This window comes from [Lactobacillus] rogosae, from assembly GCA_900112995.1.
Taxonomy (GTDB): domain Bacteria; phylum Bacillota; class Clostridia; order Lachnospirales; family Lachnospiraceae; genus Lachnospira; species Lachnospira rogosae.
The window spans coordinates 44264-61200 of record FONU01000006.1; the positions used below are offsets into that span (position 1 = coordinate 44264).

17 protein-coding genes are annotated in these 16937 nt (G+C 37.0%); all 17 read right to left on the bottom strand.

What is annotated here, in order from left to right:
- Positions 1 to 60 precede the first annotated feature (60 nt).
- The 17 genes from BM157_RS02570 to topA all read right to left on the bottom strand — a co-directional run bounded on the left by BM157_RS02570 (position 61) and on the right by topA (position 16860).
- Complete coding sequence (locus tag BM157_RS02570; RefSeq protein WP_055174402.1) at positions 61 to 873, bottom strand: OmpA/MotB family protein; 813 nt, start codon at positions 871 to 873, stop codon at positions 61 to 63.
- Positions 873 to 1691 (bottom strand): MotA/TolQ/ExbB proton channel family protein, encoded by an 819-nt coding sequence (locus BM157_RS02575; RefSeq protein WP_318255764.1) that lies wholly within the window; start codon positions 1689 to 1691, stop codon positions 873 to 875. The genes BM157_RS02570 and BM157_RS02575 overlap by 1 nt, the downstream gene beginning before the upstream one ends.
- A 284-nt stretch (positions 1692 to 1975) precedes the next feature.
- The gene (locus BM157_RS02580) at positions 1976 to 3307 is read right to left on the bottom strand and encodes a flagellar hook protein FlgE (RefSeq protein WP_022502704.1); all 1332 of its coding nucleotides are present in this window, start codon (positions 3305 to 3307) and stop codon (positions 1976 to 1978) included.
- A 110-nt stretch (positions 3308 to 3417) separates the two neighbouring features.
- Complete coding sequence (locus BM157_RS02585; RefSeq protein WP_055174398.1) at positions 3418 to 3846, bottom strand: TIGR02530 family flagellar biosynthesis protein; 429 nt, start codon at positions 3844 to 3846, stop codon at positions 3418 to 3420.
- A 69-nt stretch (positions 3847 to 3915) separates the two neighbouring features.
- Positions 3916 to 4473 carry a flagellar hook assembly protein FlgD gene (locus BM157_RS02590; protein ID WP_055174395.1) on the bottom strand — a complete coding sequence of 186 codons (558 nt, stop codon included), beginning with the start codon at positions 4471 to 4473 and terminating at the stop codon, positions 3916 to 3918.
- A gap of 55 nt (positions 4474 to 4528) precedes the next feature.
- The gene (locus BM157_RS02595) at positions 4529 to 5887 is read right to left on the bottom strand and encodes a flagellar hook-length control protein FliK (RefSeq protein WP_090139844.1); all 1359 of its coding nucleotides are present in this window, start codon (positions 5885 to 5887) and stop codon (positions 4529 to 4531) included.
- A gap of 63 nt (positions 5888 to 5950) precedes the next feature.
- Complete coding sequence (locus BM157_RS02600; RefSeq protein ID WP_055174390.1) at positions 5951 to 6724, bottom strand: MotE family protein; 774 nt, start codon at positions 6722 to 6724, stop codon at positions 5951 to 5953.
- 17 nt (positions 6725 to 6741) lie between these two features.
- A complete protein-coding gene (fliJ, locus tag BM157_RS02605) occupies positions 6742 to 7194 on the bottom strand; it encodes a flagellar export protein FliJ (RefSeq protein WP_022502709.1) in 453 nt (150 codons plus the stop codon).
- Positions 7195 to 7283: 89 nt separating this feature from the next.
- The gene (gene fliI / locus BM157_RS02610; RefSeq protein ID WP_022502710.1) at positions 7284 to 8669 is read right to left on the bottom strand and encodes a flagellar protein export ATPase FliI; all 1386 of its coding nucleotides are present in this window, start codon (positions 8667 to 8669) and stop codon (positions 7284 to 7286) included.
- 79 nt (positions 8670 to 8748) lie between these two features.
- On the bottom strand, positions 8749 to 9582 hold the full coding sequence (locus BM157_RS02615; protein WP_055307031.1) for a FliH/SctL family protein: 834 nt from the start codon (positions 9580 to 9582) through the stop codon (positions 8749 to 8751).
- Entirely contained in the window at positions 9575 to 10600 is a 1026-nt protein-coding gene (gene fliG / locus BM157_RS02620) for a flagellar motor switch protein FliG (protein WP_055174387.1), read from the bottom strand. The genes BM157_RS02615 and fliG overlap by 8 nt, the downstream gene beginning before the upstream one ends.
- 25 nt (positions 10601 to 10625) lie before the next feature.
- Positions 10626 to 12233: a flagellar basal-body MS-ring/collar protein FliF gene (fliF, locus tag BM157_RS02625; protein WP_022502713.1), complete on the bottom strand. Its 1608-nt coding sequence runs from the start codon at positions 12231 to 12233 to the stop codon at positions 10626 to 10628.
- A gap of 17 nt (positions 12234 to 12250) precedes the next feature.
- Entirely contained in the window at positions 12251 to 12583 is a 333-nt protein-coding gene (locus tag BM157_RS02630; protein WP_022502714.1) for a flagellar hook-basal body complex protein FliE, read from the bottom strand.
- 67 nt (positions 12584 to 12650) lie between these two features.
- Entirely contained in the window at positions 12651 to 13136 is a 486-nt protein-coding gene (gene flgC / locus BM157_RS02635; protein ID WP_022502715.1) for a flagellar basal body rod protein FlgC, read from the bottom strand.
- Between the two features lie 64 nt (positions 13137 to 13200).
- Positions 13201 to 13593 carry a flagellar basal body rod protein FlgB gene (flgB, locus tag BM157_RS02640; RefSeq protein ID WP_022502716.1) on the bottom strand — a complete coding sequence of 131 codons (393 nt, stop codon included), beginning with the start codon at positions 13591 to 13593 and terminating at the stop codon, positions 13201 to 13203.
- 252 nt (positions 13594 to 13845) lie between these two features.
- Positions 13846 to 14616, bottom strand: coding sequence for a GTP-sensing pleiotropic transcriptional regulator CodY (gene codY, locus BM157_RS02645; protein ID WP_022502717.1), 771 nt, complete (start codon positions 14614 to 14616; stop codon positions 13846 to 13848).
- A 174-nt stretch (positions 14617 to 14790) separates the two neighbouring features.
- Positions 14791 to 16860: a type I DNA topoisomerase gene (topA, locus tag BM157_RS02650; RefSeq protein ID WP_090139846.1), complete on the bottom strand. Its 2070-nt coding sequence runs from the start codon at positions 16858 to 16860 to the stop codon at positions 14791 to 14793.
- Positions 16861 to 16937: the final 77 nt, after the last annotated feature.

A 16937-nucleotide genomic window follows, 5' to 3' on the forward strand; every position in this document is an offset into this window, starting at 1 on the left:
CTCCTGATATGTATCTAATATATGCTGATTATGTCTATAGCAAAATACTTTAATGAAAATCTACTGTATATCACTGTTAAGATTATTATATATCTTTATCTCAACCCTACGGTTCTGGGCACGTCCCTCTGCCGTTGTATTATCAGCTATCGGAACATTCTCTCCACGACCTGAAGATGTCATAGTCTTGGCATCAAAGCCTTTATTATTAACAAGATAATTATATACGCTATGTGCTCTATGCACAGAAAGCATCATATTATCTGGGAACTTGGCAGTATTAATCGGATTACTATCTGTATGTCCCTCTATTGTTATATAATTGTCATTATACTGGTATATTGCTCCAGCCACTGAATCTAACAGACTCACCGCTTCAGGTGTCAGATCAGCTTCACCTGAATTAAACAATATACCACCATTCATATTAAGCATTACATATTTATTAGTAGCTGTTATCTCAACCTGATTATCAACATTAGCAGCTTTAAGAGCCGATTCTATTTCATCTGCCATACTTTCAGACTCTTTAAGTCCTTCTTTATCCATCTGTTCCTTAGCTGTCTTTACCTCTTCGGTAAATTCACCGTCTGTATTAAGACCCATATTATTATAATATGAACTAAGATCATTAAGCTGTGTTGCTCCACTTCCCACAAGAATACCCTCATCAGATAATGCTGAACCTCCTGATGGAAATATACTAAAGCTCGCTGACAGGGAAGCCGCAACCTTTTCAAACTTTTCTGCATCTACTGATGACATCGAAAACAGTAAAACGAAGAAACATAATAACAAATTCATCAAATCACTGAAAGTCGACATCCACGCTGGAGATCCGGCTGGCTGGTCCTGAGGTTTCCTCTTAGCCATTAAGCTTCACCTCCTCCTTCTTCGGTAGACAATGCATTTCTTGATGCTGGTGCAAGGAATGACTTAAGCTTTTCTTCAATTACTCGTGGGTTCTCACCTGCCTGAATAGAAAGCAGACCCTCAATAACTATTTCTTTGAGCTGATATTCTATAGAATTCTGCTCTTTTAATTTATTAGCAATTGGTGTACAGAACCAGTTAGCTATCAACGAACCATAAAGTGTTGTAAGAAGGGCTGTTGCCATCGATGGTCCAATTGCTGATGAATCCTGCAAATCCTTTAACATATTAACAAGACCTATAAGAGTACCAATCATACCCCAGGCAGGACCAAGTGCTGCCCATGTCTCAAAGAACCCAGCCACACTTCTGTGTCGTTCATCCATATTCATAAGTTCTGTTTCAAGTATTCCTCTTACAAGCTCTGGCTCTGTACCATCAACAATAAGCAGAATACCTTTCTTCATAAATTCATCATCAAGATTCTGTGCCACCTCTTCAAGTGCAAGAAGGCCTTCCTTTCTTGCTACATTTGACAATTCTATAATCTTGGCTATTGTTGAACCATTGTCATACTTCGGATCTTTAAACGCAAGACCCACACCTTTAAAATTATTAAGGAAATCTTTAAGAGTATTCGACGCAATAAGACCTGCTAAAGAACCTCCAAGTGTAATAATAATTGAAGGAACATCGACGAAATTCTGCAAAGCTGATACACCATTGCCCCACAGAATACCGAATACAACCATTACCGCACCTAAGACAATACCTATAATTGAAGCTAAATCCATCAAAGACACCATCCATTCTTTCATATTGGGGCACACTTATATTATATATATACAACACCCCCATAATTAAACTATATATATTAAAACACCAATGACAAATTATTGCAATATAATACTGCCATTTTTCTACATATTTTCTTAATTAATCCGACAAATAATAACGAAATATTTCTTTATATCTTTTGTCTGCATAACTTATAGAATAAAATTCTGAAACATTCTATCCTTTCAATAAAATAATGGAACGCGGCAGAATACTCTTCTGTAGCGTTCCATAAATATGAATCGCTTTGTTATGATAACCTTAATTATCTCTTAAGATTAATAAGCTCCTCAAGCAAAGTATCTGATACTGTAATAATCCTTGAGTTAGCCTGATAGCCTCTCTGAGTTGTTATCATTGTAGTGAATTCCTGTGCAAGATCCACATTAGACATCTCTAATACTCCCGACTGGATCTTACCCTTTGTAGCTGATATATCTTTTCCTATTCCATCGAACTCACCTGAGTTAAGTGTTGCAGCGTATAAGTTCTCCCCAACCTTCTCAAGACCACCAGGGTTAGTGAATTCTGTTACAGCTATCTGTCCAATAGTCTTAACATCACCATTGCTATAGCTTGCATTAATTCTACCCATTGTATCAATACCGTAAGATGTCATTGTACCAACAGCCTTACCACCACCAATATAATTGCCAGTTGTTGCATCCTTGATACCATATGTCTGTTTGATTGATGACTTATCTGCTATCATCTTAATTCCTGACATATCAACAGTTAATATATGAGTTCCTTCAGCACCAATATTATCAAGCTGTGGATCATTAGCTGTTGGACTCTCAACTGTAAATTCAATATTAGCATTAGCTTCATTAGAAAGACCTGTAACTGAATTAAACACAAGTGTGTTACTTGTTGTAAGTGTAAGGTCTGTCTTTTCGCCATCCTTTGTTATTGAAGATGCTGTTATTGAGTATGTAACATCATTACCTGTCTGTCCTTCCTTATGAAGAACTACTGTTGCCTGATATAAACTACCAAGGCTGTCATAGAAGTTAAGCGTTGTTGTTACATCATCAGACTCTGTTGAATTAATATTACCAGCAAGTGTAAGTCCTGTTGTTCTTTCTGGTAATGTATATTTAACAGCATCACTTTCAAGATAAAGAGGTGATACCTTATCCTTTAATATCTCACCAGTCTCGCTGTCAACCTGCCATCCAAGTACGCTTGCACCAGACTGTGTAACCAATGCACCTGACTCATCCTTTGTAAAGTTACCAGCTCTTGTAAAATATGTATTACCACCGCTGCTTACAATAAAGAATGCGTTACAGCCTGTAATAGCGAGATCAGTTGCATTATCTGTTCTCTCTGTTGCACCTTCTGTTGTCATTGCTGTTGATATAGAACCCACTGAAGAGCCAAGACCAATCTGCATAGCATTAGTACCACCTTTACCTGTATCGGCATTAGGTCCTGTAGCTGTCTGTGTTGTCTGATAAAACACTTCACTAAATGTCATCGACTGTGATTTGTAAGCTACTGTATTAACATTTGCAATGTTATTACCTATAACATCCATTCTTGTCTGATGTGATTTTAAGCCTGACACACCAGAGAACAATGCTCTCATCATAATATTATTCCTCCATACTGCGTAACCGCGTTATTTAATATTCTTATTAAACATTGAGGCGTATCATCTCATCTGTCAGTCAGAGATGAATAACATCCTTACCGGTCCTGTTACATAACTACTGCGCCATCAATATTGGTATAAATGTTGTCATCACTTGAATTCTGGTCAATAGCTGTTATTACTGTCTTCTTATCAGTATTGACTATGAACGCAAGATTATCAACAAGAACCAAAGACTCTTTGATTCCTTTGCTATATGCCTTCTTCGTTCCCTCTTCAAGCCTTATCATCTGTTCGTCAGTTAGTCTTATATCTCTCTGTTCAAGTCTTGCATCTGCATGTTTAGTGAATTTAAGCCCATATGCTACACCTGAAGTTCTGTCTGCGACAAGCTCATCAATTGACTGCTGACGACTTAATATTTCAGTAAATGAAGGGCCATCATATGTGGCATTAACATCCTGTTTCTTTCTCTTACTGATAACCTCTGCCATTCTTTCAATTGAAGTAACGCTGCCATTGAGTATATTATTCATAGACATCTCCCATCTTACATCAATTAAATTAAAGCATTATGTACATTCAATCCCTTTCCTGTACGAATTCTATTCTTCTGACCCAGCTGCTTCTGACTTATCAGTAGAATCTGTGCTGTCCTTTTTATCATCTGTTGAATCAGTACTGCCTGTTGTGCTGTCTGTACTTCCAGATGAACTATTAGAACCATTAGATGCATTCCATTTTTCATAGTAATCTTTGTCAATCACCTGATCAACATCATTAATATCATAAAGACCGCCGTTAATACCAAGATATATTATACCATCAATCTCCTGCCAGCCATTAACCACACCACCAGCATAGCCAGATGTATTCATATCTGTCTTTACAATAACAGCTTTACCAATAAGATTAGATGCTGTCTGGCTAAGCACTTTTTCATTCATCTCTGTTGTAGCTTCTACCTGTGAGAATGTTGCCATCTGAGCCATATAATCTGAATTACTTGTTGGTTCAAGCGGATCCTGATTCTGCATTTCTGCTACTAAAAGGCTCAAGAAGTTCTCCATATTAAGTGTGTTAGACTTCTTAGTATTCGTTGTCTTAGATGTAGAACTGATAATCTGGCTTTGCGATACTGCATTAGATGAATCTACTGCCATATGTGTTCTCCTTTCTTTATTCAATTAAAATAGTAATTTAATACATGTCTTTGTTCTATGCAAGATATTCAACACTGCTTCCCTCTGCCTTAGGTGCTGGAGCTGTACTCTCTAAATCTTCTTCTAATTCATCATCAAATGAAGAAAGATCAAGCTTTCTATGCACCTTGCTTTCGCCCTGCTTTCTTTCAGATTCACTCTGTCCGAAATTCTGGCCTGCTTCAAAGCTATGTGCCATAACTGTAATCTCCACAGCATCAACTTTAAGTCCCTGACTTTCAAACTGCTCCCTTAATGTAACCATCTGGTTCTCAAGTGCTGTCTTTACCTGCTCATTCTGAGCTGCAATCTGTGCAGAGACAATTCCGTTGCGGGCTGTAACTGTAATGTGCACGCTTCCAAGATGTTCTGGATTAAGCATAACTTCCATACTTGTAAGTTCTCTTGATGCCATAAGCTTTACACTGTCTATAACCTGATTGACGATGTCGGCTTCTTTAACCGTTGAAATATCTTCTGTTATAATGTCAGCAAATGTATCTGTAATATTAGATATCATATTATCCGCAACATCAGCATATGTAACTTTGTTGTTGGCTTCGTTAGACTCCGACATATTATTCTTTGCCTTGCCATCGCTTTCTGTTGTAATCTTCTTAGCAAGAACTTCACTTAAGCTTTCCTGATTATCTACTGTCTGGTTAATATTATCATCTGCATTCTTAGCATCTGATTCTTTAACATTATCCTGCTTAGCTGTATCTTCTGAATTAACTACAGGTGCTATATCGTTCTGTCCAAGAACAATTCCAACTTCTTCTGTCTTAACTCCAAGCATACCTGCTATATCAGCATTAGCTTCATCCACAACATTGATAATGTTATTAAAGCTCTGCATCATATCCTCATTAGTTATTAGTGTAAGTGCATCTGTTCCTGTAAGCTGTTCAATAAGCTCTGCTACTTTGGCAGTTGAAAGAAGATCCAGTGCTGTAAGCCCAAGTAACTCCATAGCCACTTTGATGTCTTCATCTGATACATCGAATTCTTCTTTAATAGCATCTTTAATATCTTCGCACACTTCTTTTACTGTATCTGTGACATCTTTATTATCTGCCTTGGAATTAACATCTGATATACTAGATGTATCAGCATTCTCAGCCGAACCTGTAACACTGCTCTTATCTTCTGATGTATTATTCTTTGCAGATATCTTATTAGTGTTAGTATTCTGAACATTAATAAGGTTATCTTTGATATTAGTCTTGCCAATATTACCATTAGTTGCCCCATTTGCAAGAGAATCTGCCATCACTGACTTGAAATCGCCCGATTTCTTAGCTGATGCCTTAGTCTGTGCAGTTCCAGACACCTTATTGGTGCTGCCTGTTCCAACTACTGCTGGACTAACCATATGTATTCCTCCTTTCTTGTAATGATTATATGTAATAAGACATTATGTCTGATTACCAAAATATTATGGATGAGTAATCTTTGTAATCTTAGCTGCATATACCGGATCCATCTCTGCAAGTACAGCTGCTCTCTGCTTAGATGTCATACACTGTAATATCTGTGATACAAGGTTCGTATCACCTGTCATCTCTTCAAGAATTGCAGCGGCACTGGCTGCATCCATCTTAGCATATGCCTCTGCCCAGTCCTTAATCTTCTGAGAATACTCAAGATCTTTTATAACCTGCTTATATAATTCTGCCGCATTATCTGCATCTATAGACTCATACCACGATTTGTAATTGGATATATCTGGTGCATTATCTGTATAGACAACTTCCCTGTCGAACTTATCCTTTAAATCCTGATAATACTGTGCGTTATCTTCAAATACTTTTAATCTGGCAATCTCTGCCTGTAAATCAGCAATTGTTGATGAATCAGCTGTTCCTGCATCCTTATACTGTGCAAGTTCTGCTTCGAGTTCATTAATTCTGTCTATTGCCTCAGCAAGATTCTTATACTTGCTTCCTGTCTCTTCAGCTATCTCTTCATCTGTTGCCTCTGGAAGAATTCTGTTGATAACTGGAACATTCTTAAGGAATGGTCTTAGCATACTTCCTATTCCACCGACATTCATCTTTATCAACAAGCCAAATATGACAAGCCATATAGCAATTACAACCACTACAATAAATGCGTTAAGAAGCTTATTGCCGCCTGAACTTTCTTCTTCATCATTCAGATCTAAGCTGTCATCAATATCTAATTCTTCCTTGGATTTCTTCTTTGCCATAGTAATCTGCTCTCCGTTTATTCGTCTTCTTCTCTATCATTATAATTAAAGCTTACAACTTCATCAATCTCTTTCATCTCCTGTGCATTAAGCTCCTGTAGGAACTGCTCAAAAGCCTTTTCTTTCAGCTTTTCCTGAACCTTTCTTTCCTTAACTGCATCTGCAAGACGCTTCATTGAAGCCTCAACATTTCTTTCCGCCAGCTTAACCATTACAGCCTGGTTCTTTGCCATATCTTCTGTAATCTTAATAGCTTCATTACATCTTCTGATCTTAGCTATATCAAGCTTTCCTATAGATAGCTGCGAAGCCTGTACCTTATACGAATTAAGTGTTGACATAATATTGTGCATCTTCACTTCCTCATCATGAAGTGCTCCAAGCATCTGGGCATATTCTGTCTTAGCCTGTGTCTCCATTCTTTCTTTTATGTTAAGTACATTCTGCATACTATATATGAATTTTGCCATATTATATCAGCCCTCATACCTGTTATATTTTATCACAACTTATCGATAATTGGTATATATTTACATTAGATATATTAAGATTTCAACATTTATCGTCTTGCCTGTGCTCTCTGTGGTGCTTTTGGCTGTTCGCCAAGCTTCAGGCTTCCATTCTCAAAATCCTCATAATCACTGAACAAATCATATAAAGCATTCAATTCTTCATCCAGTGAGAACTTCTCATCTGTCTGCTGCATAAGAAATCTGTTAACAGCATCTATCTTGGATATCGCATAATCAATATTCCTGTTCGAGCCGCTCTTATAAGCCCCAATATTAATAAGGTCTTCCGCTTCATTATATGTAGCAAGCACTGTCTTTAACCTGCCTGCTGCTTTCTTATGTTCCTTGGATACTATCTGGCTCATACATCTTGATATACTTTGAAGCACATCAATAGCAGGATAATGATTCTTATGTCCTAACTTTCTTGAAAGCATTATATGACCATCAAGGATACTTCTTGCCGTATCTGTAATAGGTTCATTAAAATCATCACCATCAACAAGAACTGTATACAGACCTGTAATTGAGCCTTTATCTGACATACCTGCTCTCTCAAGCAGCTTAGGCATCTCACTATATACACTCGGTGGATAACCTCTTGTAACAGGTGGTTCACCAGATGCAAGTCCAATCTCTCTTTGTGCCATAGAGAAACGTGTCAATGAATCCATCATAAGAAGAACATCTTTTCCCTGATCCCTGAAATATTCTGCAATAGCTGTCGCTGTCTTAGCAGCCTTATTTCTTATAAGTGCCGGCTTATCTGATGTAGCAACTACAAGAACACTTCGTTTCATACCTTCAGGACCTAAATCCCTCTCAACAAATTCTCTTACTTCCCTGCCTCGCTCGCCTATAAGTGCAATAACATTAATATCTGCCTTTGTATTTCTTGCAAACATACCTAGCAATGTACTCTTACCTACACCACTACCTGCAAATATGCCAATTCTCTGTCCTTTACCTACTGTAAGCAGGCCATCAACTGCCTTAACTCCAAGTGGAAGAATTTCACTGATAATCTCTCTTTCCATAGGATCTGGTGGTGCAGCTTCTACCGAATAAGCACTCTCAAGGTTAAGCTCTGCACCGTCTGTAGGATTGCCAAGTCCATCTAAAGTATGTCCTAAAATATCATCTCCAACCTTAACCTCTAATGGTTTTTCAGTATTCTCAACAATACTTCCAGGTCCAATTCCATCAACAACATCAAATGGCATAAGAAGAACTCTAGAATCCTTAAATCCTACCACCTCTGCAAATAACACCTGACTTCTGTCAGCTGAGTAAATTTTACATAAATCATTAAGCTTGGCATCCGGTCCTATTGACTCTATTGTAAGACCTACAATCTTAGTAACCTTTCCAAGCTTCTTATAGAAAGATTTCTCTGTCAAAGAATAATATTTATCTATATTTAGTAGTGACAAATCTTCTTCCTCCCTGTATCTGTATAACAATATGCCAGAGTACCTGCCATATAATTATCATTTTATATAGCTTTATAACTTACATACAGCTTAACAACTTAATATCCTTAATAAGATTGTTAAGTTCTATATCAAGGCTACAGTCAAATACACCTGCATCTGTCTCTATTATACATTCATTCTTCTTCATTGTTGTATCTGCAACAATATCAAGATTAATCTCTTTAGATACCGCACAATATATCTTGCCCTGATTATTTGTTAAGAACTTATAATCTTCTGGTGAAACCTTAATAACAAAATCATTGCTTGTCTCTGCATTCTTAAGGACATTACCGATAAGGCCAAGTATTATATCCTGATTATCATCAGATACAACTCTTGTAACTTTTCTGAATACATCAGTTATTGTATTAACAAGCTCTGGCTCAATAGCTGCTTTAAGCTGTTCATATTCATTTGTTAACTGTTCAGCCTTTGCTTCATAATCTCTTGCAAGCTGAGCCGCCTTATCTTCGTATTCCTGTCTTGCACCTTCTGCACCTTGTTGGTATCCTTGCTTCTTAGCTTCTTGTAAAAGCCTGTCCGCCTCCATATGTGCCTGTGCAAGAATTTCATTAGCCTCATCCTTGATACTCTGTGCTTCGTTGCTGGCATTCTCTATTATTGAAGCAGCTTGTGCTTCATAACTGGCATCAGTTGCCGCTTCTTCATTCATATCGTCTTCTGAACCTGTGAGCAGCTGTTCTACAACATCTGCCTTAAGTCCATTAACAAAACCGTCTGCATCAACATTATCTTTGTTATTCTGAATTTCTATAATATGCTTTAACTTACTTTTAACAAGGTCGTTATAATCTATAACTCTCTCATCACTACTTACTGTAGTGCCTCTTTTTAACAGATTAGACAATTATCTCGTCACCTCCGCCTCTTGCAATAACAATCTCTGCTGAATCTTCAAGCTTTCTTATAATATTAACAATCTTCTGCTGTGCCTCTTCAACATCCTTCATACGAACAGGTCCCATATATTCCATATCTTCCTTTATCATAACAGCAAGACGCTTTGAAAGATTATTAAGAATAACATTCTGAACTTCTTCTGCAGCTCCCTTAAGGGCAAGAGCAAGATCTCCATTATCAACATCTCTAAGAACTCTCTGGATTGCTCTGTCATCAAGCGAAAGAATATCTTCAAATACGAACATTTTCTTACGGATTTCATCAGCAAGCTCTGGCTCTTCGACTTCGAGAGTTTCCATAATATGTCTTTCTGTTCCTCTGTCAACAGAATTGAGGATTTCAACAATGGCATCTACACCACCAACAATTGTGTAATCCTGATTTACTAAAGAAGCAAGCTTCTTCTCAAGTACCTTTTCAACCTGCTTGATAACATCTGGTGATGTTCTATCCATCTGGGCTATTCTCCTTGCAACATCTGCCTGCTTTTCAGGTGGCAAAGATGATATAACTGCCGATGCCTGTGAAGGTGGAAGGTATGATAATATAAGAGCAATAGTCTGTGGATGCTCATCCTGTATAAAGTTGAGCAGCTGTGAAGAATCTGTTCTTCTGATAAATTCGAATGGACGTACCTGAAGGCTTGCTGTAAGTTTTCCTATAACAGCCTTTGCCTTTTCTTCTCCTAAAGACTTCTCAAGAAGCTCTTTAGCGTATCCGATACCACCTTCTGCAATATACTGCTGTGCAAGACACACTTCATAGAAATCATTGAGCACCTGCTCTTTTGTCTGTGGAGATACACTGCTAGTATTAGCAATTTCAAGTGTAAGCTGTTCTATTTCGTCTTCTTTAAGATGCTTGAAAATCTGTGCTGATTTCTCAGGTCCAAGTGCTATAAGAAGTATCGCAGCCTTTTCAACTCCATCCATATTTTTTTCGCCGTTAGCGTTCTGTCGTGCCATTTATCCTCACTCCCAAATCAAATCATTAATTCCAATCTTCATTAAGCCAGTTACGCAATAGCAATGCAACAGCTTCTGGATTCTCGTCCACGAACTTCTCGATTGCCTTTCTCGTCTCTGACTTCTCCTGTAAGTCAATATCGTCAACTGATGGCTGGTTCTCTCTCGTAGAAGCAAGCATTTCCTCAACAGAAAGCTCTGGTTCTTTTTCTTCCACTGTAAGAGGTCTTGCACTTCTAATAATCACAAGCACAAGGATTCCAAGTATTGCAGCTGCAAGTACAATCTGTACCCAGAACGATGCCTTGCTTAATATATTGCTTGAAGCCTTATCCTGGAATGAATTCTTCTGGTAAGCCACTACTGATATATTAGCCGGGTCAATACCTGTACCCTTTGATATAATATCCACCCACGAATTATCAACATTAAGTGTTACTGGTTCAGAATTCTCACTCTTAAATGTATCCCAGTCTTTTCCATCAAGATAACCAAGCTTCTTAGCCTGTGTCTCTTCATATGTAACATTCTTAATAAGTGTTACAGCTATAGATGAACCATTTTTCACTATAGCACCTGGGTCTGTATTAGTTGTTGTTACAAGCTCGTTAGGAAGATAATCATATTCCTTAACAGTATATGTAGATGTTGATGTTGTACCATCTGTAATATCATATGTTGTTCCACTGTTACTTGTTGTACCAGGTGTACCACTTGCACCATTAGTACCTACAGACTCCTGTTCATAAGAATGACTGTATAACCCTTCTTCTCTTCCTTCCTGTGCTGTATATTCTTTTGCAATTGTATTAACTGTATTCCAGTCAAGTTCATAATTAAGTGTTATAACAGCATCATCATATAATCCTGTTGAAACAATATTTCTAAGAAGCGAACTGCTTGTTGTAGCTTCAATCTGTGATTTGTACTTTAACTTGCTGTTCATTCCCACACCTGATGTTGAATTATTACCAGCAGCTCCATTAAATAATGTATTACCTTTGTTATCTATAATAGTAATGCTCTTAGTTGAATCATTGCCAACCGCCATAGCAAGAAGCGAAGCCATACTCTCAGCTGCATCTTCATTAATATCCTTTGTTGTAACGAGTTTAACTGCTACTGTAGCATCTGATGCTGCCTGATAAAATGAATTAGTCTTCTCAGGCATATTAATTGTAACGGAAGCATCCTTAACTCCGTCCATATCCTTAAGATCGCCCTCTAGCTTAGTCTCAAGATAATGGGCATACTGCTTGGTACTGTCCGAATCTGTTGTTGTAAAGCTTCTCTTCATAGCATCTTCAAATGTATAGCCATCTGACTGTATATTCTGGCTTGCAAGAAGCATTTTACAGGCTGTAAGCTCTTTGGAATTAACACTTACTACCATATTATTAATTTTATATTTGTGATTATTGTCCGTAAGCAGTGTAGTTACCGAATTCATCTCTGTATAATCTTCACACGTTACAAGTACCTCATACTTAGGTCTTGTAAGCACAATTGCCACTATGCTCACAACCGCTATAAAAGCAACGATTGAACCTATTATTAATACTCTTTGTTTTACTGACCAACTCTTCCAGATGTCTAATAACTTCTGAGGGATCTGTTTCAATTTATCTGCCATTATTAACTCCTAAGTAATTATATCTGCATATTCATTATTTCTTTATATGCCTCAAGTGCTTTATCTCTTATTGCAACTGTATATTGCAGGGCAATATTAGCTTTCTGCTGATACACTCCTAACTCGTGTGTATTAGTCATATTACCAAGTGCATAATCAACTTCCGCCTGCTGTGCCTGCTGAATATATGAATTGGTACTATCCAATAGTCCCGAAACAGCATTAAATACTGAATCAAATGATGAGTCATCTGTTGTGCCTGAAGCTGTATTAGTCTTATTAGTTAAAAGGTCAGACACCTTATTAACATAATCACTCCCAAGCGAATTAACTGCTGTTGTTAAATCCATATCACAATTCCTCCATCCAATCTATATTAATTAATCTTTTATCTGATGATATAATTCAATCCCTGAATTATGACTGTCCGATAGTAAGTCCCTTTGATGCCATATCTTTACTTGAGTTAAATGCTGAAATATTAGCTTCATATGACCTTGATGCATCTATAAGGTCTGTCATCTCCTGAACAACATTAACATTAGGATATGTAACATATCCATTCTCATCTGCATCCGGATGAGATGGGTCATATACCATATTCATATCTGTAGAAGTATCATCATATATAGATGTAACTTTAACACCGCTGCCCACTACTCCACCATTAGCTGCTCTTAACGCATCTGCAAATGTTGTTCCTGATGATGAATAAACTGACCTTCCAGCCATACCTGATGTAACAGTCTTTTCTGTAAATACAACCGACTTCTTAACATATGCTGTTCCGTCACTTGTTCTTGTAGTATTAGCATTAGCTATATTCTGTGAAATAACATCTGTTCTTAACTGCTGTGCTGTCATTCCTGATGCACTTATATTAAATGCCGCAAACATTGACATATCAATAATCCTCCAATCCCGCTTTAAATAAATATTAACTTCTTTAGTAAACTAACCAGTCTTATTACTTAAGTACCGCTTTAAAACGTGTAAATTCATTATTCATACTGTCAATCAAGCCATTATAATTAAGCTGTTCTGATGCAAGTTCAACATTCTCTGTTGATAAATCCACATTATTACCATCTAATCTGTATGATAAAGTAGAATTATCAGTATAAGTTCTCATAGTAACATCATTATAATTAATATTGTTAACTCTGTTAGTAAGAGATGTTGAATCTCCTCCTGAACGGCTCAATGCAGACTTTAAATAAGTAGTAAATTCCACATCCTGTCTTTTGTAATTAGGTGTATCAACATTAGCTATATTATTAGTCAATACTTCCTCTCTCGCCCAGCTTGCATCAGCTGCGGTCTTTAATACATCTACATAACCAAACATTCCCGAGCTCATATATACCCCTTTCCAATTATGGACATTAAACATAATTACACTAACTACCATTATAATAATTTACGACAAAAAAACAAGTTTTTTTTAATCTTTTTGAATATTTTGCTGTATTTTTACAAAAACACTTAATATTTTATTACTAAAATAAAAAAGGAAGAGCTGACAACAGCTCTCTCCCTCTATAACCATACAAACAATTCATTAATAATTGCTTTATATATGCAATTACCCATCCACATATATCATACATAATTAATCATCAAGTTTAGAAAGCTCTTCAAACACATATTCATTAACGACTTTTATATATGTTCCTTTCATTCCTGATGACTTGCAGTCAATAACACCCGCACTCTCAAATTTTCTTAAAGCATTGACAATTACTGATCTTGTTATGCCGACATTATCAGCAATCTTACTTGCGACAAGCGTTCCTTCATTACCATCAAGTTCTTTAAATATACTCTTAATAGCATCAAGTTCAGATGTTGACAGTGTATCAATAGCTGATCTTACTATCTTCTTCTTTCTGCTTTCCTCTGCAGTCTCTTCATTAACTGAACGCATCATCTCAAGTCCAACTACTGTCGTGCCATACTCGCTTAAAATAATATCGTCTATTTCATATGAGCTGTCACTCTTATACATAAATAATGTTCCAAGCCTCTCTCCAGCTATCTCCACAGGAGCAATTAACGCCTGAAACTTCTTTACATTCTCAATTGTAAATCCTAATGTTGAAAGATTAACATTCTCCTTGGTTGACAATACACTTAACAATCTTTCGTTAAGCATCTCATCAACAAAGCCGCCTACCTTATCATATACAAGCTCACTGATTACTTCAACACCCTCATAGTATCCAGTGCCAAGGACTTTACCTTTTCTGCTTATAACAAGAATATTAGACTCAAGTATACCGCTTAACACTGCACACATATCATTGAATTCAACTCTTGCAGAATGATTGTTATGCAGAAGCTTATTAATTTTTCTTGTCTTATCCAAAAGTTGTACACTCATCTTTTATTCCTCCATATATTAAATTACACCGATAAACATCTGTATAATCAAATACTATCACACAACTTTTGAATTTTCAACTAATTTACCACATTTTATCTGACAATTCTCTGTAAAACATACCCAAATTGTTCATTATCACTTTTTAATTTGATATATGTTACATATCAATTATCATTTTTTAGCAGTATCTAATATATAACCGCACTCTTCATTGGCACATACAAGCTTGTTGCCTTTTATTAGCATTATGCCACCGCACTTAGGACACTTCTTATCCGATGGTCTCTGCCAGCTCATAAAATCACATTCCGGATATCCCTCACAACCATAGAACATCCTTCCTTTCTTAGTCTTCTTAAGAATTATATCCTTACCACACTTTGGGCAGGCAACACCAATCTTTTCAAGATATGGCTTGGTATTGTGGCACTCTGGAAATCCAGGACACCCTAAGAACTTGCCATGTGGACCATATTTTATAACCATATTACGTCCACATTGGTCACATATTACATCTGTAACTTCATCTTCTATCTTTACATTTTCAAGATCCTTTTCTGCCTTATCAACAGACTCCTTTAAATCTGGATAGAAATTCTTTATAAGCTCTTTCCACTTAACATCTCCGTCAGCAACTCCATCAAGAAGCGACTCCATATTAGCTGTAAAGTTGACATCAACTATCTGCGGAAATGCTTTCATCATTGAGTCATTAACAGCCTTTCCAAGCTCTGTTACATAAAGATTTTTCTGTTCCTTAGCGATGTAATGTCTTGCAATTATAGTTGATATTGTAGGAGCATAAGTACTTGGTCTTCCTATTCCAAGCTCCTCAAGAGCCTTTACTAATGAAGCTTCCGTAAAATGTGCTGGTGGCTGTGTAAAATGCTGTACTTCCTTAAGTTCTTCCAAAGAAAGCTTTGAATTCTCATCAATACATTTTACTAAAGCATTAGCCTCTTCCTTGTCATCATCACTCTTGTATACAGACATAAAACCATCAAATGAGAGCTTTGAAGCTGATATATTAAAGCGGTAATCACCAGCAGCTATCTTAACAGAAGTTGTCTCATATACAGCCTGTGCCATCTGGCTTGCAACAAATCTTTTCCATATAAGCTGATATAATCTGAACTGATCCCTTGATAACGACTCTTTAATAACAACTGGAGTAAGTGTAATATCAGTTGGTCTTATCGCTTCATGGGCATCCTGTATCTTTTTATCTTCTTTTTTCTTAAGGTCATCTTTCATAAGATACTCTGCACCATAATTAGCTTCAATATATTCCTTTGAAGCTGCCTGTGCTTCCTCTGCAACTCTTGTAGAATCAGTTCTTAAATATGTTATGACACCAATAGTTCCCTTGCCGGCAATATCAACGCCTTCATATAACTGCTGTGCAATACGCATAGTCTTGGCTGTAGCAAAGTTAAGTGTCTTTGAAGCCTCCTGCTGTAATGTACTTGTTGTAAATGGAAGTGGGGACTTCTTAATCTTCTCCCCTCTCTTTATGCTGTCAACGCTGTACTCACAGCCTTCAAGCTTTTTCTTGATATCTTCCATCTGTTCTTTATTCTTGATATCAATCTTTCCATTGACATCACCATAGAACTTGGCAGTTACTGGCTTTTTCTCTCCCTCTACGTCTAAGACTGCATCCATTGTCCAGTATTCTTCTGGAATAAAAGCATCTATTTCATTCTCCCTGTCACATATTATTCTCAATGCCACAGACTGTACTCGTCCTGCACTAAGACCTCTCTTTATTTTAGCCCAGAGTACAGGGCTTATACTGTAGCCAACAACTCTGTCAAGAGCCCTTCTTGCCTGCTGTGCATCAACAAGATTCATATCTATCTTTCTTGCATCTTTTATAGCTGCTTTAACTGCTGTCTTAGTAATTTCGTTAAATGTTATTCTGTATATATCCTTATCTTCCAACTTTAACGCCTTAGACAAATGCCACGATATAGCTTCCCCCTCTCTATCGGGATCGGTTGCAAGATATACTTTATCAGCCTTCTTGGCTTCCTTACGAAGTGCGGCAAGTATCTCGCCTTTACCACGGATTGTAATATATTTAGGCTCAAAATCATTCTCTACATCTATTCCCATCTGGCTTTTCGGAAGATCTCTTACATGCCCTTGAGATGCCATAACTTCATAATTAGAACCCAAAAACTTTTTAATTGTCTTCACCTTTGCTGGTGATTCCACTATTACAAGATACTTTGCCATTAATATTAACTCCTTTAATATATGCTACCACAATGCCTAATCTCTAACAAAACAATATATTCTACTGTCTTTTAGTA